Annotated in this window: 21 protein-coding genes; all 21 read left to right on the top strand. The window is 43.5% G+C overall.

Annotated features, from left to right (window positions below; all coding sequences use genetic code 11):
- The first annotated feature begins 117 nt into the window (after positions 1-117).
- The 21 genes from IEW11_RS02955 (at position 118) to hpf (ending at position 18,971) form a co-directional block, all read left to right on the top strand.
- Positions 118-708: a DUF8042 domain-containing protein gene (locus IEW11_RS02955; RefSeq protein WP_188528896.1), complete on the top strand. Its 591-nt coding sequence runs from the start codon at positions 118-120 to the stop codon at positions 706-708.
- Between the two features lie 4 nt (positions 709-712).
- Positions 713-2,608, top strand: a complete 1,896-nt coding sequence (locus IEW11_RS02950; protein WP_188528894.1) for a motility associated factor glycosyltransferase family protein — start codon at positions 713-715, stop codon at positions 2,606-2,608.
- Positions 2,605-3,243: a pseudaminic acid biosynthesis-associated methylase gene (locus tag IEW11_RS02945; protein ID WP_188528892.1), complete on the top strand. Its 639-nt coding sequence runs from the start codon at positions 2,605-2,607 to the stop codon at positions 3,241-3,243. The genes IEW11_RS02950 and IEW11_RS02945 overlap by 4 nt, the downstream gene beginning before the upstream one ends.
- A 21-nt stretch (positions 3,244-3,264) precedes the next feature.
- The gene (locus IEW11_RS02940) at positions 3,265-4,293 is read left to right on the top strand and encodes a Gfo/Idh/MocA family protein (protein ID WP_188528890.1); all 1,029 of its coding nucleotides are present in this window, start codon (positions 3,265-3,267) and stop codon (positions 4,291-4,293) included.
- A complete protein-coding gene (locus tag IEW11_RS02935) occupies positions 4,290-4,877 on the top strand; it encodes a GNAT family N-acetyltransferase (protein ID WP_188528888.1) in 588 nt (195 codons plus the stop codon). Before IEW11_RS02940 ends, IEW11_RS02935 begins: the two co-directional genes overlap by 4 nt.
- Positions 4,870-6,168, top strand: coding sequence for a DegT/DnrJ/EryC1/StrS family aminotransferase (locus IEW11_RS02930; RefSeq protein WP_188528885.1), 1,299 nt, complete (start codon positions 4,870-4,872; stop codon positions 6,166-6,168). Before IEW11_RS02935 ends, IEW11_RS02930 begins: the two co-directional genes overlap by 8 nt.
- Positions 6,140-7,138: a polysialyltransferase family glycosyltransferase gene (locus IEW11_RS02925; RefSeq protein WP_188528883.1), complete on the top strand. Its 999-nt coding sequence runs from the start codon at positions 6,140-6,142 to the stop codon at positions 7,136-7,138. The genes IEW11_RS02930 and IEW11_RS02925 overlap by 29 nt, the downstream gene beginning before the upstream one ends.
- Positions 7,138-7,875, top strand: a complete 738-nt coding sequence (locus IEW11_RS02920) for a cytidylyltransferase domain-containing protein (RefSeq protein ID WP_188528881.1) — start codon at positions 7,138-7,140, stop codon at positions 7,873-7,875. Before IEW11_RS02925 ends, IEW11_RS02920 begins: the two co-directional genes overlap by 1 nt.
- Positions 7,876-7,891: 16 nt before the next feature.
- Positions 7,892-8,941 (top strand): SDR family NAD(P)-dependent oxidoreductase, encoded by a 1,050-nt coding sequence (locus IEW11_RS02915; protein WP_188528879.1) that lies wholly within the window; start codon positions 7,892-7,894, stop codon positions 8,939-8,941.
- Positions 8,941-9,672 carry a cytidylyltransferase domain-containing protein gene (locus tag IEW11_RS02910; protein WP_188528877.1) on the top strand — a complete coding sequence of 244 codons (732 nt, stop codon included), beginning with the start codon at positions 8,941-8,943 and terminating at the stop codon, positions 9,670-9,672. The genes IEW11_RS02915 and IEW11_RS02910 overlap by 1 nt, the downstream gene beginning before the upstream one ends.
- Entirely contained in the window at positions 9,672-10,727 is a 1,056-nt protein-coding gene (gene pseG, locus IEW11_RS02905; RefSeq protein ID WP_188528875.1) for a UDP-2,4-diacetamido-2,4,6-trideoxy-beta-L-altropyranose hydrolase, read from the top strand. The genes IEW11_RS02910 and pseG overlap by 1 nt, the downstream gene beginning before the upstream one ends.
- Before the next feature lie 2 nt (positions 10,728-10,729).
- Positions 10,730-11,254, top strand: a complete 525-nt coding sequence (pseH, locus tag IEW11_RS02900) for a UDP-4-amino-4,6-dideoxy-N-acetyl-beta-L-altrosamine N-acetyltransferase (protein WP_188528873.1) — start codon at positions 10,730-10,732, stop codon at positions 11,252-11,254.
- 5 nt (positions 11,255-11,259) lie between these two features.
- Positions 11,260-12,309, top strand: coding sequence for a pseudaminic acid synthase (pseI, locus tag IEW11_RS02895; RefSeq protein ID WP_229724933.1), 1,050 nt, complete (start codon positions 11,260-11,262; stop codon positions 12,307-12,309).
- Positions 12,310-12,349: 40 nt separating this feature from the next.
- Positions 12,350-13,297 (top strand): dTDP-glucose 4,6-dehydratase, encoded by a 948-nt coding sequence (locus IEW11_RS02890; RefSeq protein WP_188528869.1) that lies wholly within the window; start codon positions 12,350-12,352, stop codon positions 13,295-13,297.
- A 108-nt stretch (positions 13,298-13,405) separates the two neighbouring features.
- Positions 13,406-14,557: a UDP-4-amino-4,6-dideoxy-N-acetyl-beta-L-altrosamine transaminase gene (gene pseC, locus IEW11_RS02885; RefSeq protein WP_188529476.1), complete on the top strand. Its 1,152-nt coding sequence runs from the start codon at positions 13,406-13,408 to the stop codon at positions 14,555-14,557.
- A 128-nt stretch (positions 14,558-14,685) separates the two neighbouring features.
- Positions 14,686-15,102 (top strand): flagellar protein FlaG, encoded by a 417-nt coding sequence (locus tag IEW11_RS02880; protein WP_188528867.1) that lies wholly within the window; start codon positions 14,686-14,688, stop codon positions 15,100-15,102.
- Positions 15,103-15,158: 56 nt separating this feature from the next.
- Positions 15,159-17,018, top strand: coding sequence for a flagellar filament capping protein FliD (gene fliD, locus IEW11_RS02875; RefSeq protein WP_188528865.1), 1,860 nt, complete (start codon positions 15,159-15,161; stop codon positions 17,016-17,018).
- 54 nt (positions 17,019-17,072) lie between these two features.
- Positions 17,073-17,468 (top strand): flagellar export chaperone FliS, encoded by a 396-nt coding sequence (fliS, locus tag IEW11_RS02870; protein WP_188528863.1) that lies wholly within the window; start codon positions 17,073-17,075, stop codon positions 17,466-17,468.
- Positions 17,461-17,811, top strand: a complete 351-nt coding sequence (locus IEW11_RS02865; RefSeq protein WP_188528862.1) for a flagellar protein FliT — start codon at positions 17,461-17,463, stop codon at positions 17,809-17,811. The genes fliS and IEW11_RS02865 overlap by 8 nt, the downstream gene beginning before the upstream one ends.
- A 202-nt stretch (positions 17,812-18,013) precedes the next feature.
- Positions 18,014-18,211 (top strand): cold-shock protein, encoded by a 198-nt coding sequence (locus tag IEW11_RS02860; RefSeq protein ID WP_028599014.1) that lies wholly within the window; start codon positions 18,014-18,016, stop codon positions 18,209-18,211.
- A 211-nt stretch (positions 18,212-18,422) separates the two neighbouring features.
- The gene (hpf, locus tag IEW11_RS02855; protein ID WP_188528860.1) at positions 18,423-18,971 is read left to right on the top strand and encodes a ribosome hibernation-promoting factor, HPF/YfiA family; all 549 of its coding nucleotides are present in this window, start codon (positions 18,423-18,425) and stop codon (positions 18,969-18,971) included.
- Positions 18,972-19,080 lie beyond the last annotated feature (109 nt).

Raw genomic sequence — 19,080 nt, 5'->3', positions numbered from 1 at the left:
GTTTATAAACTCTAATTCAGGAAACTTGAGGAAACGAATCGAGGTTTATTAATAAAAGGCCATTTATAACCGATATATACATGTATACATACTTATTGAAAAGAGGTTCCTGCCCGAATGAAAATATATATGCTGAATGAAGTATGGGAATATGAAAACAGCCAAGAACAGATCGATTTCATTGTGGATAGAATACAAACTTTCCTTAACCAGTCCAGGGTTATTATTGAACAAATTTTAATTGATGGAGAAGAACTGGATGGTAACTTTACGGATTTCTTAGCAGGCCATATCGATGGGGTCAATAAAGTGGATATAAAAGTAGTCAAAGAGAGCGAGTGGCTAACCCAGATGCTTGAATCATCCACTCATTATATTTCTCGGGCACTGCCTGAGTTAACAAAGCTAAGCGACCAATTATATACAGGCTTAGATGTTAATGTGTGGTCATCTATCAATGATTTTACGGAGGGATTGCAGCATATTACGATTCTAGTGCAGTCATTAAGCGGCTACATGCTTTCAGACGGAAATGCTGGAGGCTCAGAAGCGTTTTTGTCACAATTAAATGGAAATCTGGGACAATTCATGAATGCCGCTCTTGACAAGGATCATACGCTAATGGCGGATTTGTTGAATTACGAAATAAAACCTCAGCTGGAACAATTGTTGCATCAGCTCAATCAAATTATGATTAGTGAGGAGTAGTATGATGACTTTTGAAAAGAATATGCAATTGCTTAAAGAGAGTTATCATAATGCATGGCAATACATTGAAGCGGCCAAGGATTCCATTCAAAAAGAGCCAGTTGAGATCCAACAGGCAAGGAATGGACAAGCTAACCTATGCGTTCAATATGGAGGAAAAACCGTTTATCTGCATAGTCAATATAATCCGATGAATGAAGCCGAGAAATGGACTGAGCCCTATATTGAACAGATTAAACAATCAAAACATGTTTTCTTCTTCGGATTAGGAATGGGGTATCACATTGAATCGCTGGCAAAGTATTTGAAGACAACGCCTTATACGATCTATGAACCTATACCTGCTGTTCTTTACCGCATGATGCAGGCAAGACCGCTTCATCCTATTGCAAACAAAAATTTGAAGAATATCGTTTGCGGAAGCTCTCTTGAAACTTTTTTGAGATTTTATTTCGACAATTTTACAAACGATGTGCTGGTTATTATTAATCCGGTTTACGAGCGTGCATTTCCCGAGCTAACGAAAACATTCATTGAAACCTTCAAGAAAAGTCTTGAGATGAAACGGACAAGTATTCATACGAATTTAGGATATGAAAGATTATGGTCATACAATGCGCAGATAAACCTAATGAAGGTAATCGAGACGCCCAATATTCTAAGATTAAAAAATAAAGTGTTTGATAGAAAACCGATAGTTCTCGTAGCCGCAGGACCTTCATTAGAAGAGGAAATTGAAAATCTAAGATATATCAAACAAAAAGGACTAGCCTATATTTTCGCTGTCGGTTCGGCTAACAAGGCGTTATTATCTCACCAGATATATCCTGACGCTGTTGTATCATACGATCCTAATACTTACAATCATCAGGTGCTTTCTGAAATTATGAATAACAATATCACAGATATTCCTCTGATATTTGGAAGTACAATCGGATATCAGACGTTGGAAGTTTACCCAGGACCGATGCTGCATATGTTTATGAGTCAGGACCATATATCTCCCTATTTTCTTAATAAAGAACAACTAACGAGCAATGATGAAGTTATTACGGATGCTGCATCGGTTGCTGTGGTTGCCTTGCAAGTAGCAAACAAACTTAACGCCGGAACTGTAGTGTTGGTTGGGCAAAACTTCTCCTTTAAGAATCAGCAGTATTATTCTCAGGGGATTCAATATGATACTCGATCTACGTTTTTAGGAAAAGAAGAGCTTGAAGGTTTGATCGCTGTTGAGGATGTATATGGGGGAGAAGTCCAGACGAATGAGGCTCATAATATTGCACGGGGACAGATGGAACAAGTGATTGTGGATATGCCGGATATTCCGGTTATTAATACAACCAAGGGCGGGGCCAAGATTAAAGGGAGCCGTTTTGAAGAACTATCGGAGGTTATTAAGAACCGGTTGAAGGAAGCGGCTGTTGAACAGGACTGGTATAAAGAGAATGCAGCCGTGTATGATTACGGGTATATCCAGAAACAGCAGCTTGTTATGAATGCTCAACATGAGGAACTGCATAAGCTTATGATCAATATCGTCAAGACATTGAAAAAGCTGGAGTCTGCTGCAGCAATTTCTCACATTAAGAAAACAAATGATATGTTAGACCAAATCTCAAAGCAAAATAAAGATTTATTTAGAAACGAATATTACCGTGTTTTTATAGAGCCAATGGTTAGGGTACAGTTTGATATTTTCCAAAAATCTGTACTGGAATTAAACGAATTGAACAATAAAATAAAGAAAGCAAGAGCGATTGTAAAATCGTTCGGCGCTTTTGTATTGAGCTGTCAAGAAGCGATTCGGGATAATGAACCAATCTTTAATGTACTAAAACAGCAGTTGGGAGAAAAGGTCATGCAAGCATTAAATTATGATAGGCAGGAGATACAGTGAATACTGAGCAAATTGAATTCTGGCAGGGCAGCTTCGGAAAAGAATATACGGATCGCAATACATTTAGTGTGGAACAGCTGGACCAAATTTATAAAGAACAGTATGGAGTAACGCGTACTGAAATGAATGAACAGTTTGTCGGTCAATTAGCTGAATGCCGCACTTTGGAGGTTGGCTGCAATGTAGGAAACATTTTATTGCATCTTCAGTCTATCGGCTTTAATGATTTGTATGGCGTTGAGCTGCAGCCGTATGCTGTTGAAAAAGCAAAAGAACGCACAAATCATATAAATGTTCTACAAGGATCAGCATTCGATTTGCCATTTAAAGATCGGTATTTTCCGCTAGTTTATACAAGCGGAGTATTAATCCATCTTTCTCCAGACCATATTGCTATGGTTATGGATGAAATGTATCGCGTTAGTAATCGGTATATATGGGGATTCGAATATTATTCAGATCACTACGAGGAGATAAACTATCACGGTCAATCGGGGAAGATGTGGAAGTCTGATTTTGTATCGCTGTTCGTCTCCAGGTATCCGGATTTGCAGATTGTCAAAGAAACGAAATATAAATATGTGAAAAACGATAATGTGGATCAAATGTACCTTCTTGAGAAAAGAATAGAATAGATTAATATACGGGAGAATCTTATGTATAGATCCGTAATCATCGGATTAGGTCAAATCGGTCTATTATATGATCTGGATGATAAAAGACATAAACCTTCGAGCCATACACTTGCGTATTTGAATAGCTCTCGATTTCTACTTGCCGCTGCATCCGATTCAAATGATGACCGTCAATTGCAGCTTCAGCAGTTCTCATCGGAAACCTCTTTTTATCGGGATACACTCGCAATGCTTAAGGAGCATAAGCCGGATGTCATTAGTATTTGCACCCCTCCGGAAACACATTATGAACTGCTGCGTTATATATTAGTTCATACAGATACTAAGCTCGTATTTTGTGAAAAGCCTGTTGTGGCAAATGTTTCGGAGGCAAAGGCAATAAGCGCCTTGTACGCTCCATTCGCAAATACTCGTTATGTTGTTCCGAATCTGACAAGGCGCTGGAACAAGGGCATGAAAGGCATTCATGACCATATTCAAAAGAAAACTTACGGAACTCTCTACCGTGTGCACGCGCGTTATACGCGTGGAATTCTAAACACGGGCTCTCATCTGTTTGACTTATTAAACTGGTTTGCCGGCAATATAAATCAAGTGATGGTTTTCGAACAAGTTGAAACGACAGCAGACCGGGATGGAGATTTATCGTATTCCTTTCACTTTAAAACGGAAAAAGACTTAAGTGGTTATGCGGAAGCGTTTAATGATGCTTTTTACTATATGTTTGAAATCGATTTGTATTTTGAGAATGGAAAAATAGAAATTTCAGAAAGCGGCAATAAGGTACAATATTTGCGGCAAAGCCCACACCGCTTATTTTCTGGGTTTAATGGATTAACGGTTGACAAGGTTGAAGATCATCTATTGGAAGATGCCAATCTTCAGCATGCGGTTAATCATCTGGCCGATCTGCTTGACGGTAATGCTGCCCCGGTATGCACACTGGTTGACGGCCTTTATCCAATTTATGTTTCCCAAGCTATTGAGAGATCATACCATTCACGATGCTGGGAACCAGTCGTATATAATAAGCAGGAGAGTGGCCTATGAATGCGATCCCTTTTTTGAACGGCAGTCGGCTCTTTTTGAGGCCTCTTCAAGAGAATGATGCGGAGTCGAATTATCTTAATTGGTTTAATGATGCGGAAGTTTGCAAGCAGAACAACCACTATCGCTACCCTTATTTATATCAGGATGCGCTTCAATATATCCAATATGCACAGAAGACAAAGGAATCTCTAATCCTGGCAATCGTTACACTTGAGGATCATGTCCATATCGGGAACATAAGCTTGCAGGATATTCATTTCATCAATAGAACGGCGGATTTTGCAATTGTTCTGGGAGAAAAAAAATACTGGAATAAGGGGTACGCATCTGAGGCGGCGAAGCTGATTATTGCCCATGGTTTTCAAGAATTGAATTTAAACCGAATAAGCTGCGGAACCTATCACACAAACGTAGGAATGCAAAGGCTGGCCGAATCGCTCGGTTTTATTAAAGAGGGCGTCAGGAGACAGGCAGCCTATAAGCAAAATCAATATATAGATGTGATTGAATATGGGATTCTTCGAAATGAATGGTTAATCAGGAATGCTGCATACGTGCCGGAAGGAGAACGGAACAATGAGTGATCTAGCGCTTCTTGGAGGAGAGCCAGTAAGACAACATGCTATCCCATGGGTAAATACAATGGGGATCGAAGAAAAACAAGCAGTTATGGAGGTAATGGAAAAAGGAAGCCTTTCCGCCTTCATTGGTCGGGCCGGGGAAGGATTTCTCGGTGGAGCAAAGGTAAGGGAGATTGAGCATGCCTTTGCCGAAAAGTTTGGAAGCACTTATGGGATCTCGGTTAATTCAGCGACAACAGCACTGCATACAGCTGTTGCGGCCTGTGAGATCGGTCCAGGAGATGAAGTGCTGGTAACACCTTTCACAATGGTTGCGAGTGCAAGTGCCATTTTAATGAACAATGCCGTCCCGATATTTGTGGATATTGATGAAGATACATACAACCTCAATCCAAAAGAAATAGAAAAATGGATTACGCCTCGGACAAAAGCAATTATTGTTGCTAACATATTAGGGTTGCCGGCATTTTTGCCTCAAATTATGCAGCTTGCCGTTAAGCACAATCTTTACGTAATTGAAGATAATGCTCAGGCTCCTGGGGCCTCTATTGATGGAAAGTATGCCGGTACATTTGGACATTTGAGTGTGTTTAGTCTGAATTACCATAAAATTATCCACAGCGGAGAAGGCGGACTGATCCTGACTAATGATGCAGACTTAGCGAGAAGATGCCAATTAATTCGTAATCATGGCGAGATGGTTCTTGACGATGAAGAGGATTATGATACTGTGGCACTCGGCAATAACTATAGAATGACAGAACTGCATGCGGCGATTGGTATAGAACAATTAAAGAAGCTTGATGGCTTTTTAGTAGAGCGAAGGCGTTTAGCATCTCTTTTATCATTTGAACTGAAGCGGTTCGAGGGGCTGCAAGGCGTTTTCCTGCCTGATGGCTATGAACACGCCTACTATGTGTACCCTATTCAATACGACAAAGAAGAGTGGGGAATTTCCCGAAAAACGTTTGCCGAGGCGATGAAAGCAGAGGGCTTTCCGTTAGGACAAGGTTATCAAAAGCCGATTTACTTGCATCCTATGTATCAACACAAAAAAGTGTACAACCAGACGCAGTATCCCTTCTCGCTCATTGAGCAGCCTGTGCAGGATTATAAGAGGGGCATCTGTCCGGTTGCCGAGCAAATGTATGACGAACGCTTATTAATCGCCGATGTATGCAGGAGGCCGTTCCAACCTGACGATATCCGTGATTTTCTTGATGCGGTTCGTAAGGTTTGGAATGAGAGAGGGAAATTATACGACTATGAAAAAAATCATATGCCTCTCACATGACCCGGGAGGATACGATGTTGTTTCACCCATTGCTCTTGAAATGCTTTCCTTAGGCTGGCCCGTTCAATTCTACTGTATTGGGCCTTCCGCTCATTTAAATCCGGGTCAAGCCAGCACTTTTGAACATGTCGTGGAAATAATTGAAAATGAGATTGCCGCTAATGACTTGTCTTTGGTGATTACAGGGACAAGTTGGGGCAGCGATGCCGAAATCAGAATTATTGCGCGGTGTAAAAAGGAAAATATTAAAACGATGTCAATCTTAGACTATTGGACGAATTATATATCGCGCTTTAAAGCTTCAAATAGTGCACAGGTATATCCTGACTATTATATTGTTATGGACGAGCTCGCAAAAAGAGAAGCGATTCAGGAAGGCGTTCCGGAGGAGATCTTATATGCCCTGGGCCAGCCCGGGTTAGATAAATTCATTCGGAACCGCATCACAGCAGCACCTCCGGCAGGGAATAAGATATTGTTCTTATCACAGCCCTTATCCTATTTATATGGAGATTCGCTAGGTTATACGGAACAGCAAGTATTGAATGATTGTCTTGCAATATTCAGTTCCCATAAACAATATGATTTTCATATTAAGTTTCATCCTAAAGAAACACCCCATATTCCCCAAGCATACATACAGGAGGCAGTTCAATTAGATGGTAATTTAAACGGGCTTATTCCTAATTATGATTATGTCATCAGTATGAATTCTATGGGGCTATTGCATGCGGCATTGCAGGGTAAGTGTGCGATAAGTTACCAGCCGAATCTCGCCATGCCTGATGTATGCATATCGAATAAGCTTGGGCTATCTGAACTGATTACTTCATTTGATTGGCTTAAACACCGGATTTCGAATTTGAATAACAAAGAACAAAAATCAATTGAAAAATCAGTTGATTCCTATATTTGGATGGATGGACATTCTACAGAACGTATTGTTTCTTTTATCCGGGGGGTTATATGATGAACATAAATGCGATTGTTGCCACTAGAATGACATCTTCAAGATTGCCGGGAAAAGTATTGATGGACTTTGCCGGGGAGCCTGCGTTAGTAAGGCTGATTGAGAGGCTCAGGCAGTCAAAGTATTTACACAATGTTGTCATTGCCACAACTACGAATGAACAGGATGCAATTGTAGTCGAGACGGCTAAAAAGCAAGGCGTATTATATTATCGAGGCAGTGAAGAGGACGTTCTGGCTAGAACTGTCGAGGCAGCACAGGCAACGAATACGGATTTGATTGTGCAAATAACGAGCGATTGTCCGTTAATTGACGCTGAGACGATTGATACCGCAATTGAGAGAATGCTGGAACATCCTTATTTAGACTATGTAGGAAATCATCTTGTGCGAACGTATCCTTTGGGATTTAGTGTGGAGGTATTCCGTACAGAGACACTTGCCGAGGTGGAACGAATGACAATTGATCCTCCGGATCGTGAACACGTCTCTCTTTATATATATGAAAGACCTGAGCAATATCGACTGTCAAATGTGGAGGCGCCTTATTTTTTAAGACATCCTGAATTTCGTTTAACGTTGGATACATCTGATGACTATGAGTTGATAAATAAGGTATTCGAATCTCTATATCCAGTGAAAAAAGATTTTTCTCTTTATGATATTGTCCGCTTTCTTCAAACCAATCCCGAATTACTAGAAATGAATCGCCATATTCAACAAAAAAAACCGAGATAACCAACAGGAGGGCCATATGGCGGGATATTTTACGGATAAAAGAGTGCTCATTATCGGTGGTACCGGAACGATCGGTACCAGCCTGTTAAAAACTGTTTTGAAGGATCAGCCTCAGGTTGTACGTATATTTAGCAGGGATGAATACAAGCAGTTCAAGCTGCAGCAGTCTTTATCAGAATATTCGGAACGCATTCGCTATTTAATTGGGGATGTGCGCGATCTGGATCGTGTTTCCCGGGCGATGCAGGATATTGATTATGTGTTTCATACAGCGGCCATGAAACATGTGCCCGCTTGTGAATACAACCCATTCGAAGCAGTGCAGACCAACATTATAGGGACCCAAAACGTAATTCAAGCCTCGCTGACGATGGGGGTTCAAAAGACGATTTTTACGAGCACCGACAAATCGATTGCACCGACAAATACGTACGGTGCTTCAAAGCTGATGGCAGAACGGCTTATATCCGCTGCGCAAAACCAAACCGGGCCTAAAAACACAATTTTCGCCGCTGTAAGATTCGGAAATGTCATGGGCTCGCGCGGGTCTGTTATCCCGCTCTTTAAGTGGCAAATTGCTCAGAAACATGAAGTTACGGTAACTGATTTGTCGATGAGCCGTTTTATGATGACTCTCCAACAGGCAACCGATCTTACGATTCAGGCTATGAAGTATGCTCAGGGCGGAGAAATATTTGTGCTAAAAATGCCTGTTATCAAACTGCAAGATTTAGTTGATGTCATGATAGAGAAGGTTTCAAATCAAATAGGCATAAATCCCGATAAGGTAAGAATAAAGGAAATTGGTTTACGACCCGGTGAAAAAATGTATGAAGAATTAATGACGGCAGAGGAGACAATGCATGCATTGGAGCTCCCGGATATGTTTGTTATCCCGAATACCTTTTTAAATAAAAAAATAAGGTATGCAGATGAAAGAAATGTGGAAGTTCAAACGTATAGCTCGAATCATTTTCGTACGGTATCGAAGAATGAGTTGATACAGATGTTAACTGAGAATCATTTACTGGACGTACTTGAACCTGCACTTAGAGGAGATTATTGATGAATATTACGGCCATCATACAGGCAAGAATGGGATCTACCCGATTACCGGGAAAAGTCTTATTTCAATTAATGGGGAAGTCTGTATTATCCCATGTGATTGAACGGCTGCAAGCTGTCGATAGGATCAATAAGATTGTTGTTGCAACGACCGAGATGCCGTCCGATGATCCGATCGTAAAGGAATCAAACTCCCTTGGAATAGAAGTATACCGCGGCAGTGAGTCAGATGTTCTGTCCAGATATTATGAGGCTGCGATTTTGGCCAATGCTGACGGTATTGTGCGTATTACATCTGATTGTCCATTAATTGATCCGGAAGTAACCCGGGAAGTCATCTGTACATTTATTGAGAATCGGTATGATTATGTCAGCAATTGTTTACAAAGGAGCTTTCCAAGAGGGCTGGATACAGAAGTTTTTAGCATGGGGGTATTAAAGGAGACGTTTGTCCAGGCAAAACGGCCGGAACAGAGGGAACATGTTACACCTTATATTTATACAAATGCCGAACGGTTTAGATTGTATAATGTATTGTCGGCAGCAGATTATTCCCGTCACCGGTGGACACTGGATACAATTGAGGATTGGAATCTAATCGTAGAAATTTATAAACATCTCTACAACAGGAAACGTGTTTTTTCATGGCATGAAGTGATTGAACTGCTTGAGAGATATCCTGATTTAATAGAGATCAATCAACACATTGAACAAAAAAGGGTAGAGACCTAATGAATATAGTATTCCGGGCAGACGCATCCCCTGAAATCGGAACGGGGCATGTGATGCGTTGTTTAACATTAGCGGGACGATTGCATAAAAGTGGTCATACTATTACTTTTGTGTGCGGAATGATGACAGAGGGGCTCAAACGGAGAATTGTAGACTCGGGTTACAGCTGCTATGAGATAAGCGGGGGTATCGATAACAATACGGATTCATATATACAGGATGCACAAGGTACCATTGACCTTCTTAAAGCCTTAGATTTAAGAGCAGATTGTCTGATCGTCGATCATTACGGGATTGATGAAAAATGGGAGAGGCTTGTTAAGCCGAATCTGCGGAAGTTGATGGTTATCGATGATCTGGCCAATCGCAGACATCAGTGCGATATTTTGCTGGATCAAAATTTTTATCTGGATATGCAAGCGCGGTATTTAAATTTGGTGCCGCCTGATTGCGCGTTATTTTTAGGGCCGGAATATGCGCTGCTTCGTCCGGAGTTTACGCAGCTTGCGGAAGAAGCCCGTCGACGGGATGGATCAGTCAAACGGATTTTAGTTTCTTTCGGCGGAAGTGATCCGACAAATGAAACTGAAAAGGTATTAAGGGCACTTAAGAAAGTGAACGGCGGTAATTTTCAAACGGATGTGGCTATGGGAGCTGCCAGTCCACATCTTGAAAGAATAAAAGATATGTGCAGAGAAATGGGTGTGCATCTGCATATTCAAGTTGATTATATTGCCCAATTAATGCAGATCGCCGACTTGGGAATAGGCAGCGGAGGAACCACAACATGGGAAAGAATGATGATGGGCCTGCCTTCATTGACAATTATCGTCGCAGAAAATCAGCGGCAAATAACAGAAGACCTTGCGCACATTGGGGCGGTGATTAATTTAGGGCGGCACAGTGAAGTGACCGATTATGATATTGCTCGCGAAGTCACAGAAATGATTGAGCATCCGGATCGGTTACTCCGAGTTGGGGAATTTGCGGCACAAGGGATTCTAAAAGTAGGTAACGGAGTGGATCGATTGATCAAAGCATTGAATGGGGGCTAGTGATGTCCATTGAATTTTCAAATTATTCACTTCGCGATTTGTCATCGGATGATCTTCCTATTGTGTTAAAATGGAGAAATTCAGATCGTATTCGAGCTAATATGTATACCGATCACATCATAACAATGGCTGAGCATGAAGCTTGGTTTAACCGGATGAGGAAAGACAATACAGCGGTATCTAAAGTATTTCAACATTTTGGGGAACCAATTGGAACGATCAATTTCACTCAAATCGATTACATTCAAAAAACTTGCTCATGGGGCTTTTACTTAGGGAAAGAAGATTTAAAACCAGGTACGGGTACGATCATGGGCAGACTTGGGATTAAATTCGTATTCGAAGAATTAGAGTTACATAGGATCTGTGGAGAAGCTTTCGCTTTTAATCAAGCAAGTATTTCGTTCCACCAAAAATTGGGCTTTAAAGAGGATCTGGACAAGTATAGCTCCAGAACAAAAAACGGGGTTGAGCATAAGATTCGATGTTTTTATTTAAACAAGGACGAATATGACTTTAGGAGTTAATAATGATGAATGATATAAAGCTCGGTACACGATCGATTAGTTTGAACCATCGCCCATTCATAATTGCCGAAATGTCCGGCAACCATAATCAATCCTTAGATCGTGCGCTGCAAATTGTTGAGGCTGCGGCACGTGCCGGCGCGCATGCATTGAAGCTCCAGACGTATACAGCCGATACGATGACAATAGACTATGCCGAGAATGAGTTTTTTATCGATGATCCGAACAGCCTTTGGAAGGGGACCTCTCTTTATAACCTCTATCAGGAGGCGTATACCCCGTGGGAGTGGCACAAGCCTATATTTGACCGCTGCAAAGAACTTGGGATGATCGGATTTAGTACACCGTTCGATGAGACATCCGTGGATTTTCTGGAATCGCTGAATGTGCCCCTATATAAAATTGCCTCATTCGAGAACACGGACATCCCTCTGATCCGCAAGGTTGCAGCAACGGGCAAGCCAATGATTATTTCAACGGGGATGGCTTCAATTGCTGAATTGGATGAGACGGTACAGGCCGCCAGAGATGCGGGAGCAAAGGATATTGTGCTGTTGAAATGCACAAGCACCTACCCGGCTACTCCGGAAAACACAAATATATTAACCATTCCGCACTTGAGCAAGTTGTTCGATTGCCAGGTAGGCTTGTCTGATCATACGATGGGAATCGGAGCCGCAGTTGCAAGTGTCGCCCTGGGAGCGACTGTCATTGAGAAGCATTTTACGCTGCGCAGGGCCGATGGGGGCGTGGATTCGACTTTTTCCATGGAGCCTGAAGAAATGCGGCTGCTTGTTGATGAGACGGAAAAGGCGTGGCAGGCATTAGGGCATATTGCATATGGCCCGACCGAAAAAGAAAAAGCTTCGCTCCAATTCAGGCGATCAATCTATGTCGTGAAGGATATCGAAGAAGGCGAGAACTTTACTAAAGACAATATTAGGGTAATCAGGCCGGGATTCGGACTTCCACCTAAGTATTATGATGAAGTGCTGGGAAAAAAATCGCGGAAAGCATTGAAAAGGGGTTGCCCGTTAAGCTGGGATATGCTGTAATTCGACCTGATTAAATTCAACTGACAAAAGGAGCATACCTATGAATATCCTACTCACCGGCGGAGCCGGGTTTATTGGCCGCTGGGTCGCAAAAAGGCTGTTGGATGACGGCCATGATATTTGGATTTTGGACGATCTGTCGAACGGGCGCAGGGAAAACCTGGACGAGTTTGCCGATCATCCAGGTCTTCGTTCATTCATCGAAGGTGACATCAAAGATGAGGCCCTATTAGGTGATATCTTCGCTGTTCATCATTTCGATATCTGCTACCATTTAGGAGCCTCGATCAACGTGCAAGACTCTATTGATGATCCGCGTACGACGTTTAACAATGATACGATCGGCACCTTTTATATCATGGAACAGTGCCGCAAGCACAATGTTAAAGCGGTCTTTATGAGTACCTGCATGGTCTATGACCGCTGCACGGATGAGACGGGCATAACGGAGGCGCATCCGACCAAACCGGCATCGCCATATGCCGGCGCAAAAATCGCCGCCGAGAACATGGTTCTCTCGTATTACTATGCCTACGACCTCCCGGTTGTTGTGATCCGTCCATTCAATACGTACGGGCCTTTCCAAAAAACAGGCGGCGAAGGCGGAGTTGTAGCGATATTTATACGAAATAAGCTTGCCGGGCTGGACTTGAACATCTACGGTGAAGGAACGCAGACCCGCGATCTGCTTTATGTGGAGGATTGTGCACGATTTGTCGTGGAAGCGGGTTATTCGGACCGCGTCAACGGGCAAATTGTAAACGCTGGTCTGGGGCGGGATATTTCGGTCAATGATCTGGCACGGCTTGTGGTTGGAGAGGAGTCGTGCATCAAACACGTCCCGCATATTCACCCCCAAAGCGAGATTCAAAAATTACTGTGTAATTATGAAAAAGCAAAATCCCTCCTTGGCTGGGAGCCGGCCGTGTCATTAGAGGAGGGCATTGCCCGGACAGAGGCGTGGATTAAAACAAGCCATTTGATGTGATCGTACATTCTAATAGATTGACGGAAGGGGGCGGATGCATTGAGCAAAAATCAAACCACGTGCCATCCTTTGCTTGCCTTACATGGCGGCCAGCCCGTACGTGGCAGCATGCTCGCCTACGGTGCGCAGTGGCTGGATGAAACCGATATTGAGGCCGTAGTCAGTGTGCTCCGGAGTGATTTTATAACCCAAGGCCCCAAGATTGCCGAGTTTGAACGGAAGGTGGCGGCCTATGCCGGGGCCTCCTATGCAGTTGCTTTCTCCAGTGGAACCGGAGCCCTTCACGGAGCATGTTATGCAGCGGGCATTCAAGCCGGGGATGAAGTGATTACGACGTCAATGACCTTTCTGGCCAGCAGCAATTGTGTGCTTTACTGCGGCGGTACACCGGTATTCGCGGATATTCATCCGGAGACGTACAACATTGATCCGGAAGACATCAGCAGCAAAATCACTACCCGGACCAAGGCGATCATTCCTGTTGATTATACGGGGCAACCGGTTCAGATTGACCGGATCATGGAGCTTGCCCGGGACAACGGGCTCGTTGTGATCCAGGATGCCGCTCACTCAATCGGGGCAGAGTATAAGGGACGCAGGGTCGGTTCATGGGCGGATATGACGATGTTCAGCTTCCATCCCGTAAAACATGTAACGACAGGCGAAGGCGGCATCATTGTTACGAATAATGAGGATTACTATAAGAAGCTTCTGCTGTTCCGCAATCATGGCATGACCAAGGACCCTGACGACCTGCTGAAAAATGACGGTCCCTGGTATTACGAAATGCAAAACCTCGGGTATCATTACCGGATGACGGATATTCAGGCCGCACTGGGTGCGTCACAGATGGACAAGCTGGATGAATACGTGAAAAGACGGCGGGATATCGCAGCATACTATACAAAAGAGATCGCTGAAATTGAAGGAATACAGGTGCCTGTTCAGTATCAGGATGCTTCTTCAAGCTGGCATCTGTATGTGATCCGCTTTGATGCCGGCAGGTTTAACGCCTCCCGCAAAGAAATCTTCGAAGCGCTTCGTGCGGAGAATATCGGAGTTCATGTTCATTACATACCGGTGCATCTGCAGCCGTATTATCAAAAGTTAGGTTATCTTCAAGGAAGCTGCCCGGTTGCGGAAGCCGTCTATCAGCAGATCATCACGCTCCCGCTTTTTCCGAGGATGACGGACCGTGATGCTGAAGATGTTATCACGGCTTTAAGGAAAATAGCGGCTTACTATCGAAAAATAGATTGAATCCTTTTCCGCCGGCACAGTGTGCCGGTTTTTTTTATACTTTTTTGCAATACTTCGCTTTAATTTCTAATATAACCGCCTTAACTGTCCGATAAATATAGAAAAGCGCATATTGTGGAGGGATTTGTATGGATGCAAGTTTACCAATTAACAACCTGAGTACTCCGGTTTCCTCGCCGGATTGGACGCAACCTGCTCAACCGGTAAGAGCTCCTGAACGCAAACTACCTTCTGGATCGGATGTTACCTCGGTTTCCTCGGAACTATCAAATACGACAGCACTGAAACAAACGGAGAATATTGGGGAACAAATCAACATTAGCAACCAGCAGGTGCTTAAAGCAATCGAAAAAGCGATCAAGGCGATTGAAGGCAAATCAACAGCGCTGCAATTCTCCATCCATGAAGATACCAAACGAATCATGGTGAAGGTGATGAATAAGGAGAGCGGCGAGGTGATCCGTGAGATTCCGCCGGAGAAGAACTTGGACTTTCTTGTCAATCTGTGGGAACAGGCCGGGATTTTGATGGACGAGCGCAGATGATGTCCGGTATGCCTTACTGTACGGTTAGTAATTCAAGAAAGTGAAGGTGAGTACGAATGATCAGTAATAACATGAGAATTTCGGGATTGGCATCCGGTATGGATATCGATTCGATGGTCAAAAACCTGATGAGTGCGAACCGGTTGCCGCTCGATAAACTGAATCAGAGCAAAACCATCTTGGAGTGGCAGCGCGACTCCTATCGCAGTGTAAACACGAAAATATCAGAATTCCGTAACATGATGTTTGATTTGAGGCTTGAATCCAACTTCAACAGCCGGAAAGCCGTATCGGCTAATGAGAATGCGGTCTCCGTATCCGCCAGTTCAACTGCAACGGAAGGCGTTTATTCCCTTGAGGTAACACAATTAGCAGAAGCGGCTAAGCTGACTTCTACCGCTGCGGTTGGCGCCAAAGCACTTCAAGGCGTCAATACAAAGCTTCAGGACCTCAATCTGGCGAATAATACAACGTTTACGATCGGTGGGGAAAAAGGAACGGCTACCATTAATGTGAATACAGGCGACTCCATTGATGGGTTAGTCAGAGCTGTGAATGAAAAAGCGAATACCACAGGGGTTAGATTAAGCTATGATGCTAATCTGGACCACTTTTTCTTCACTTCCACCAATACAGGCGCGCAGGCTAAAGTGAATCTTCACAGTGAGGAAACGTCTTTGTTTTCCAATGTACTGAAGCTGGGTACATCAGCAACCACTACAGCCGGCAGCTTATTGACCGGGGCGAAGGCATTTGCCGGTGGGGGAAGCAGCAAAATAAACGATGCTCTAACAGCAGATCAGACGTTTAAAGTGAAATATGATGGCGTAGAGGCCGAGTTCACGATTTCCAAAACAACAACGATAAACAGCTTAATCAATCAGATTAACAGCTCTGGAATAGGGAAGAAGGGCGTTTCTGCTTATTTGGACAGCAACAACAAGCTGGCTTTCACCAATCCTGCGGATAATGCCACAACACCGATCGAGTTTAGCGACATGACTTCGGATTCGACAGATATATTAGTCTCTCTTGGGTTGGACAGTGTTACTGTAACCGCTAGAGATTACTATACAAGCAGTGATGCAGGACTTGATGCCCTTATCAAATATAATGGCGTTTCCGGGCAGTATGCTACCAATTCATTTGAGATCAACGGCCTCAATTTTACCGCTAAGCAAGTGACGGGTCCGATTGATATTACGGTAACCCAGGATACGGATGCGATTTTTGACAAGGTTAAGGGCTTTGTCGACAAATATAATGAGTTGATTGATTCGACCAACAAAACACTGGATGAGCGAAGATACCGCGATTTCCTTCCACTGACCGCAGAGCAGAAGGAATCGATGTCAGAGGATGAAGTCAAACAGTGGGAAGAGAAAGCGAAAAGCGGCATGCTTCGCAATGACCAGATGATCTCATCGGCGCTGTCGGGATTTCGTACCGCGATTTCCTCGGTAGTATCGGGTTTGCCAAGCGATGATATGAAGCAGCTCTCACAAATCGGCATCACAACAGGAAGCTACAGCGAAAAAGGTAAATTGTACATTAATACTACGCAATTGAAGAAAGCAATCGCTGAGCAACCGGATCAAGTTGCAGCATTATTTACGGCCAATGACGGTTCGAAAGAAACTTCTGCCGGCGATGGCATTGCCACCCGGCTGGTCGAACAAGCTGATACCCTTATGCAGAAGCTAAGAGCAAAAGCTGGGACAACTTCCAGTGTGGACACGACGTACCTGATCGGGAAGAGAATGAAAGAATACGACGATCAGATTGTGAATATGAACCGCCGATTGGAAGCGCTGGAAACGAAATATTATAATCAATTTACGTCCATGGAGAAATATATCAACCAAATGAATTCCCAAAGCATGTATATGATGCAGCAATTCAGCGGCGGCGCTTGATAATCGATAACCTCAGACAATTATGAAATTACGGATTTGGAGGAACAGAATTAGATGATACAAACGCCAGCAAACAAGTATATGGCAACTTCAATTCAAACGGCGACGCCTGCGCAATTATTGATCATGCTAGTGGATGGTGCGATCCGTTTTTGCAGAGCGGGAATTAAAGGGATCCAGGACGGAAGATTTGAAGATGCGAATACTCAACTTGTCAAAGCCCAGAATATTATTAGTGAATTTGTGATTACATTAGACCGGACTTCGCCGCTTGCGGACAATTTACTGCAGCTGTATGAATACTTCAACCATCTTCTCATCCAGGCCAACATCAAGAAGACGACGGAGCCTGCAGAGGAAGTGCTGCAGTACCTGATCGAGCTGAAGGAAACCTGGATCCAGGCTGCCAGGCTGGCTGCTGCTTCGCAGACGGAAGTAAGCCATGGATAAGCTGATCGCTTCCCTGATAGCGATGACACGGGAGGCTGCGAACCATGCAAATGAGCTGGATGATGCACAGCTTGCACAGTTTGTGGAGGAACGCGAACAGCTGGTGAAGCAGTTAAAGCAGCTAACCGTCCATCTGCCTGAGGACGCACCGGAGCGGCTGCGCTACCGCGAAGATATGAAACAGCTCGGGGAATGGGATGCGATCATCGCAGGGCGAATGTTGGCCTTGAAAGACGAAGCGGTGGATCAGATGGGTAAGATCAACGTTGTCCGCAAACAGAAAAACGCATATGACAGCGGTTATGCCGCCGCCGACAGTTATTATTTTGACCAGCGCAAATGATTTGACTGGGAATAACTAACACATCATAAATGACCCGAAAAGAGTGCTGCGCGCACTCTTTTTCTTTTTCTGTCTAATTGTGTCGAAAAATGAAACGCTTACAAAATAACGTTTGACATTTCTGTGACGTCGTTGTATATTCGAAATGTGGGCCATGTTAATGCGATCTCACAGCTATATGATGACGAAGGGAATGTTCTGAATGCAAGGTAAAGTAAAATGGTTTAACGCAGAGAAAGGTTATGGATTCATCGAGACTGAGCAAGGCGGCGACGTATTTGTTCATTTCTCCGCAATCCAATCCGAAGGTTTCAAAACCCTTGAAGAAGGCCAATCGGTCGAATTCGACATCGTTGAAGGCGCTCGCGGTCCACAAGCTGCAAACGTAGTCAAACTGTAATCATCCGGCTTATTGAGCCTACGGATAGATCCATACAATTGACAAAGTGCTGGAAACCTACTAGCCCCCGGGAAACCGGGGGTTTTCTTATTTTAATTACCATTTATTTATAATTATCAAAATATTCTAAAATATTCATGAATAATTAATAATAATTTTGTAGTAGGGTATCCGAATATGATATGATGTAGTCAGAAAAGGAGGAGTGCCCATGAAATACAACATTCGAGGACAAAATATTCAAGTTACCGATGCTTTACGCGACTATGTGGAAAAGAAATTAAGCCGCTTGGACAGGTATTTTGAAGAACCTCTTACCTCCGAAGTTCATGTCACCTTATCCGTAACGAAGAACAAACATGGCGTGGAAGTAACGATTCCGCTGCAGGGCGTTATGCTTCGTGCGGAGGAGAAGAACGATGATATGTATGCATCGATCGATCTTGTGGTGGACAAACTTGAACGCCAAATCCGTAAATACAAAACCAAATTAAACCGAAAATTCCGTCAGGAAGGCAGCCTGAAATCCCTTATTAAAGAAGAAGGCGGTGCTGTTCGCGTCCTTGAGGAAGAAGAGGACGAGCTTGAAGTGGTTCGAACGAAGCGCTTCACGCTTAAACCAATGGATGTGGAAGAAGCAATCTTACAAATGAATATGGTCGGTCATACCTTCTTTGTATTCTCTAATGCAGAGACGAAGGAAGTGAACGTCGTATATAAAAGAAGCGATGGCAAATATGGGTTAATCGAGCAAGGCTGAATAACCGTCCAATAACGAACCGGGCCCAAGGGTCCGGTTTTTCAATTCGCGGGAGCGCTGTGCAACTGTAATGCGGTCTAACGCGTATATATAAGCATAGGTAATGCTC

This window comes from Paenibacillus abyssi, assembly GCF_014640295.1.
Lineage (GTDB): Bacteria > Bacillota > Bacilli > Paenibacillales > Paenibacillaceae > Paenibacillus_D > Paenibacillus_D abyssi.
This window is presented reverse-complemented; position numbering and strand designations above follow the sequence as displayed.

Bases quoted from the DNA above. Each gene is read 5' to 3' on its own strand.
- IEW11_RS02955 (WP_188528896.1), top strand. From the start codon at position 118: ATGAAAATATATATGCTGAATGAAGTATGGGAATATGAAAACAGCCAA.
- IEW11_RS02950 (WP_188528894.1), top strand. From the start codon at position 713: ATGACTTTTGAAAAGAATATGCAATTGCTTAAAGAGAGTTATCATAAT.
- IEW11_RS02940 (WP_188528890.1), top strand. From the start codon at position 3,265: ATGTATAGATCCGTAATCATCGGATTAGGTCAAATCGGTCTATTATAT.
- IEW11_RS02935 (WP_188528888.1), top strand. From the start codon at position 4,290: ATGAATGCGATCCCTTTTTTGAACGGCAGTCGGCTCTTTTTGAGGCCT.
- IEW11_RS02930 (WP_188528885.1), top strand. From the start codon at position 4,870: ATGAGTGATCTAGCGCTTCTTGGAGGAGAGCCAGTAAGACAACATGCT.
- IEW11_RS02925 (WP_188528883.1), top strand. From the start codon at position 6,140: ATGAAAAAAATCATATGCCTCTCACATGACCCGGGAGGATACGATGTT.
- IEW11_RS02920 (WP_188528881.1), top strand. From the start codon at position 7,138: ATGAACATAAATGCGATTGTTGCCACTAGAATGACATCTTCAAGATTG.
- IEW11_RS02915 (WP_188528879.1), top strand. From the start codon at position 7,892: ATGGCGGGATATTTTACGGATAAAAGAGTGCTCATTATCGGTGGTACC.
- IEW11_RS02910 (WP_188528877.1), top strand. From the start codon at position 8,941: ATGAATATTACGGCCATCATACAGGCAAGAATGGGATCTACCCGATTA.
- pseG (WP_188528875.1), top strand. From the start codon at position 9,672: ATGAATATAGTATTCCGGGCAGACGCATCCCCTGAAATCGGAACGGGG.
- pseH (WP_188528873.1), top strand. From the start codon at position 10,730: ATGTCCATTGAATTTTCAAATTATTCACTTCGCGATTTGTCATCGGAT.
- pseI (WP_229724933.1), top strand. From the start codon at position 11,260: ATGAATGATATAAAGCTCGGTACACGATCGATTAGTTTGAACCATCGC.
- IEW11_RS02890 (WP_188528869.1), top strand. From the start codon at position 12,350: ATGAATATCCTACTCACCGGCGGAGCCGGGTTTATTGGCCGCTGGGTC.
- pseC (WP_188529476.1), top strand. From the start codon at position 13,406: ATGCTCGCCTACGGTGCGCAGTGGCTGGATGAAACCGATATTGAGGCC.
- IEW11_RS02880 (WP_188528867.1), top strand. From the start codon at position 14,686: ATGGATGCAAGTTTACCAATTAACAACCTGAGTACTCCGGTTTCCTCG.
- fliD (WP_188528865.1), top strand. From the start codon at position 15,159: ATGATCAGTAATAACATGAGAATTTCGGGATTGGCATCCGGTATGGAT.
- fliS (WP_188528863.1), top strand. From the start codon at position 17,073: ATGATACAAACGCCAGCAAACAAGTATATGGCAACTTCAATTCAAACG.
- IEW11_RS02865 (WP_188528862.1), top strand. From the start codon at position 17,461: ATGGATAAGCTGATCGCTTCCCTGATAGCGATGACACGGGAGGCTGCG.
- IEW11_RS02860 (WP_028599014.1), top strand. From the start codon at position 18,014: ATGCAAGGTAAAGTAAAATGGTTTAACGCAGAGAAAGGTTATGGATTC.
- hpf (WP_188528860.1), top strand. From the start codon at position 18,423: ATGAAATACAACATTCGAGGACAAAATATTCAAGTTACCGATGCTTTA.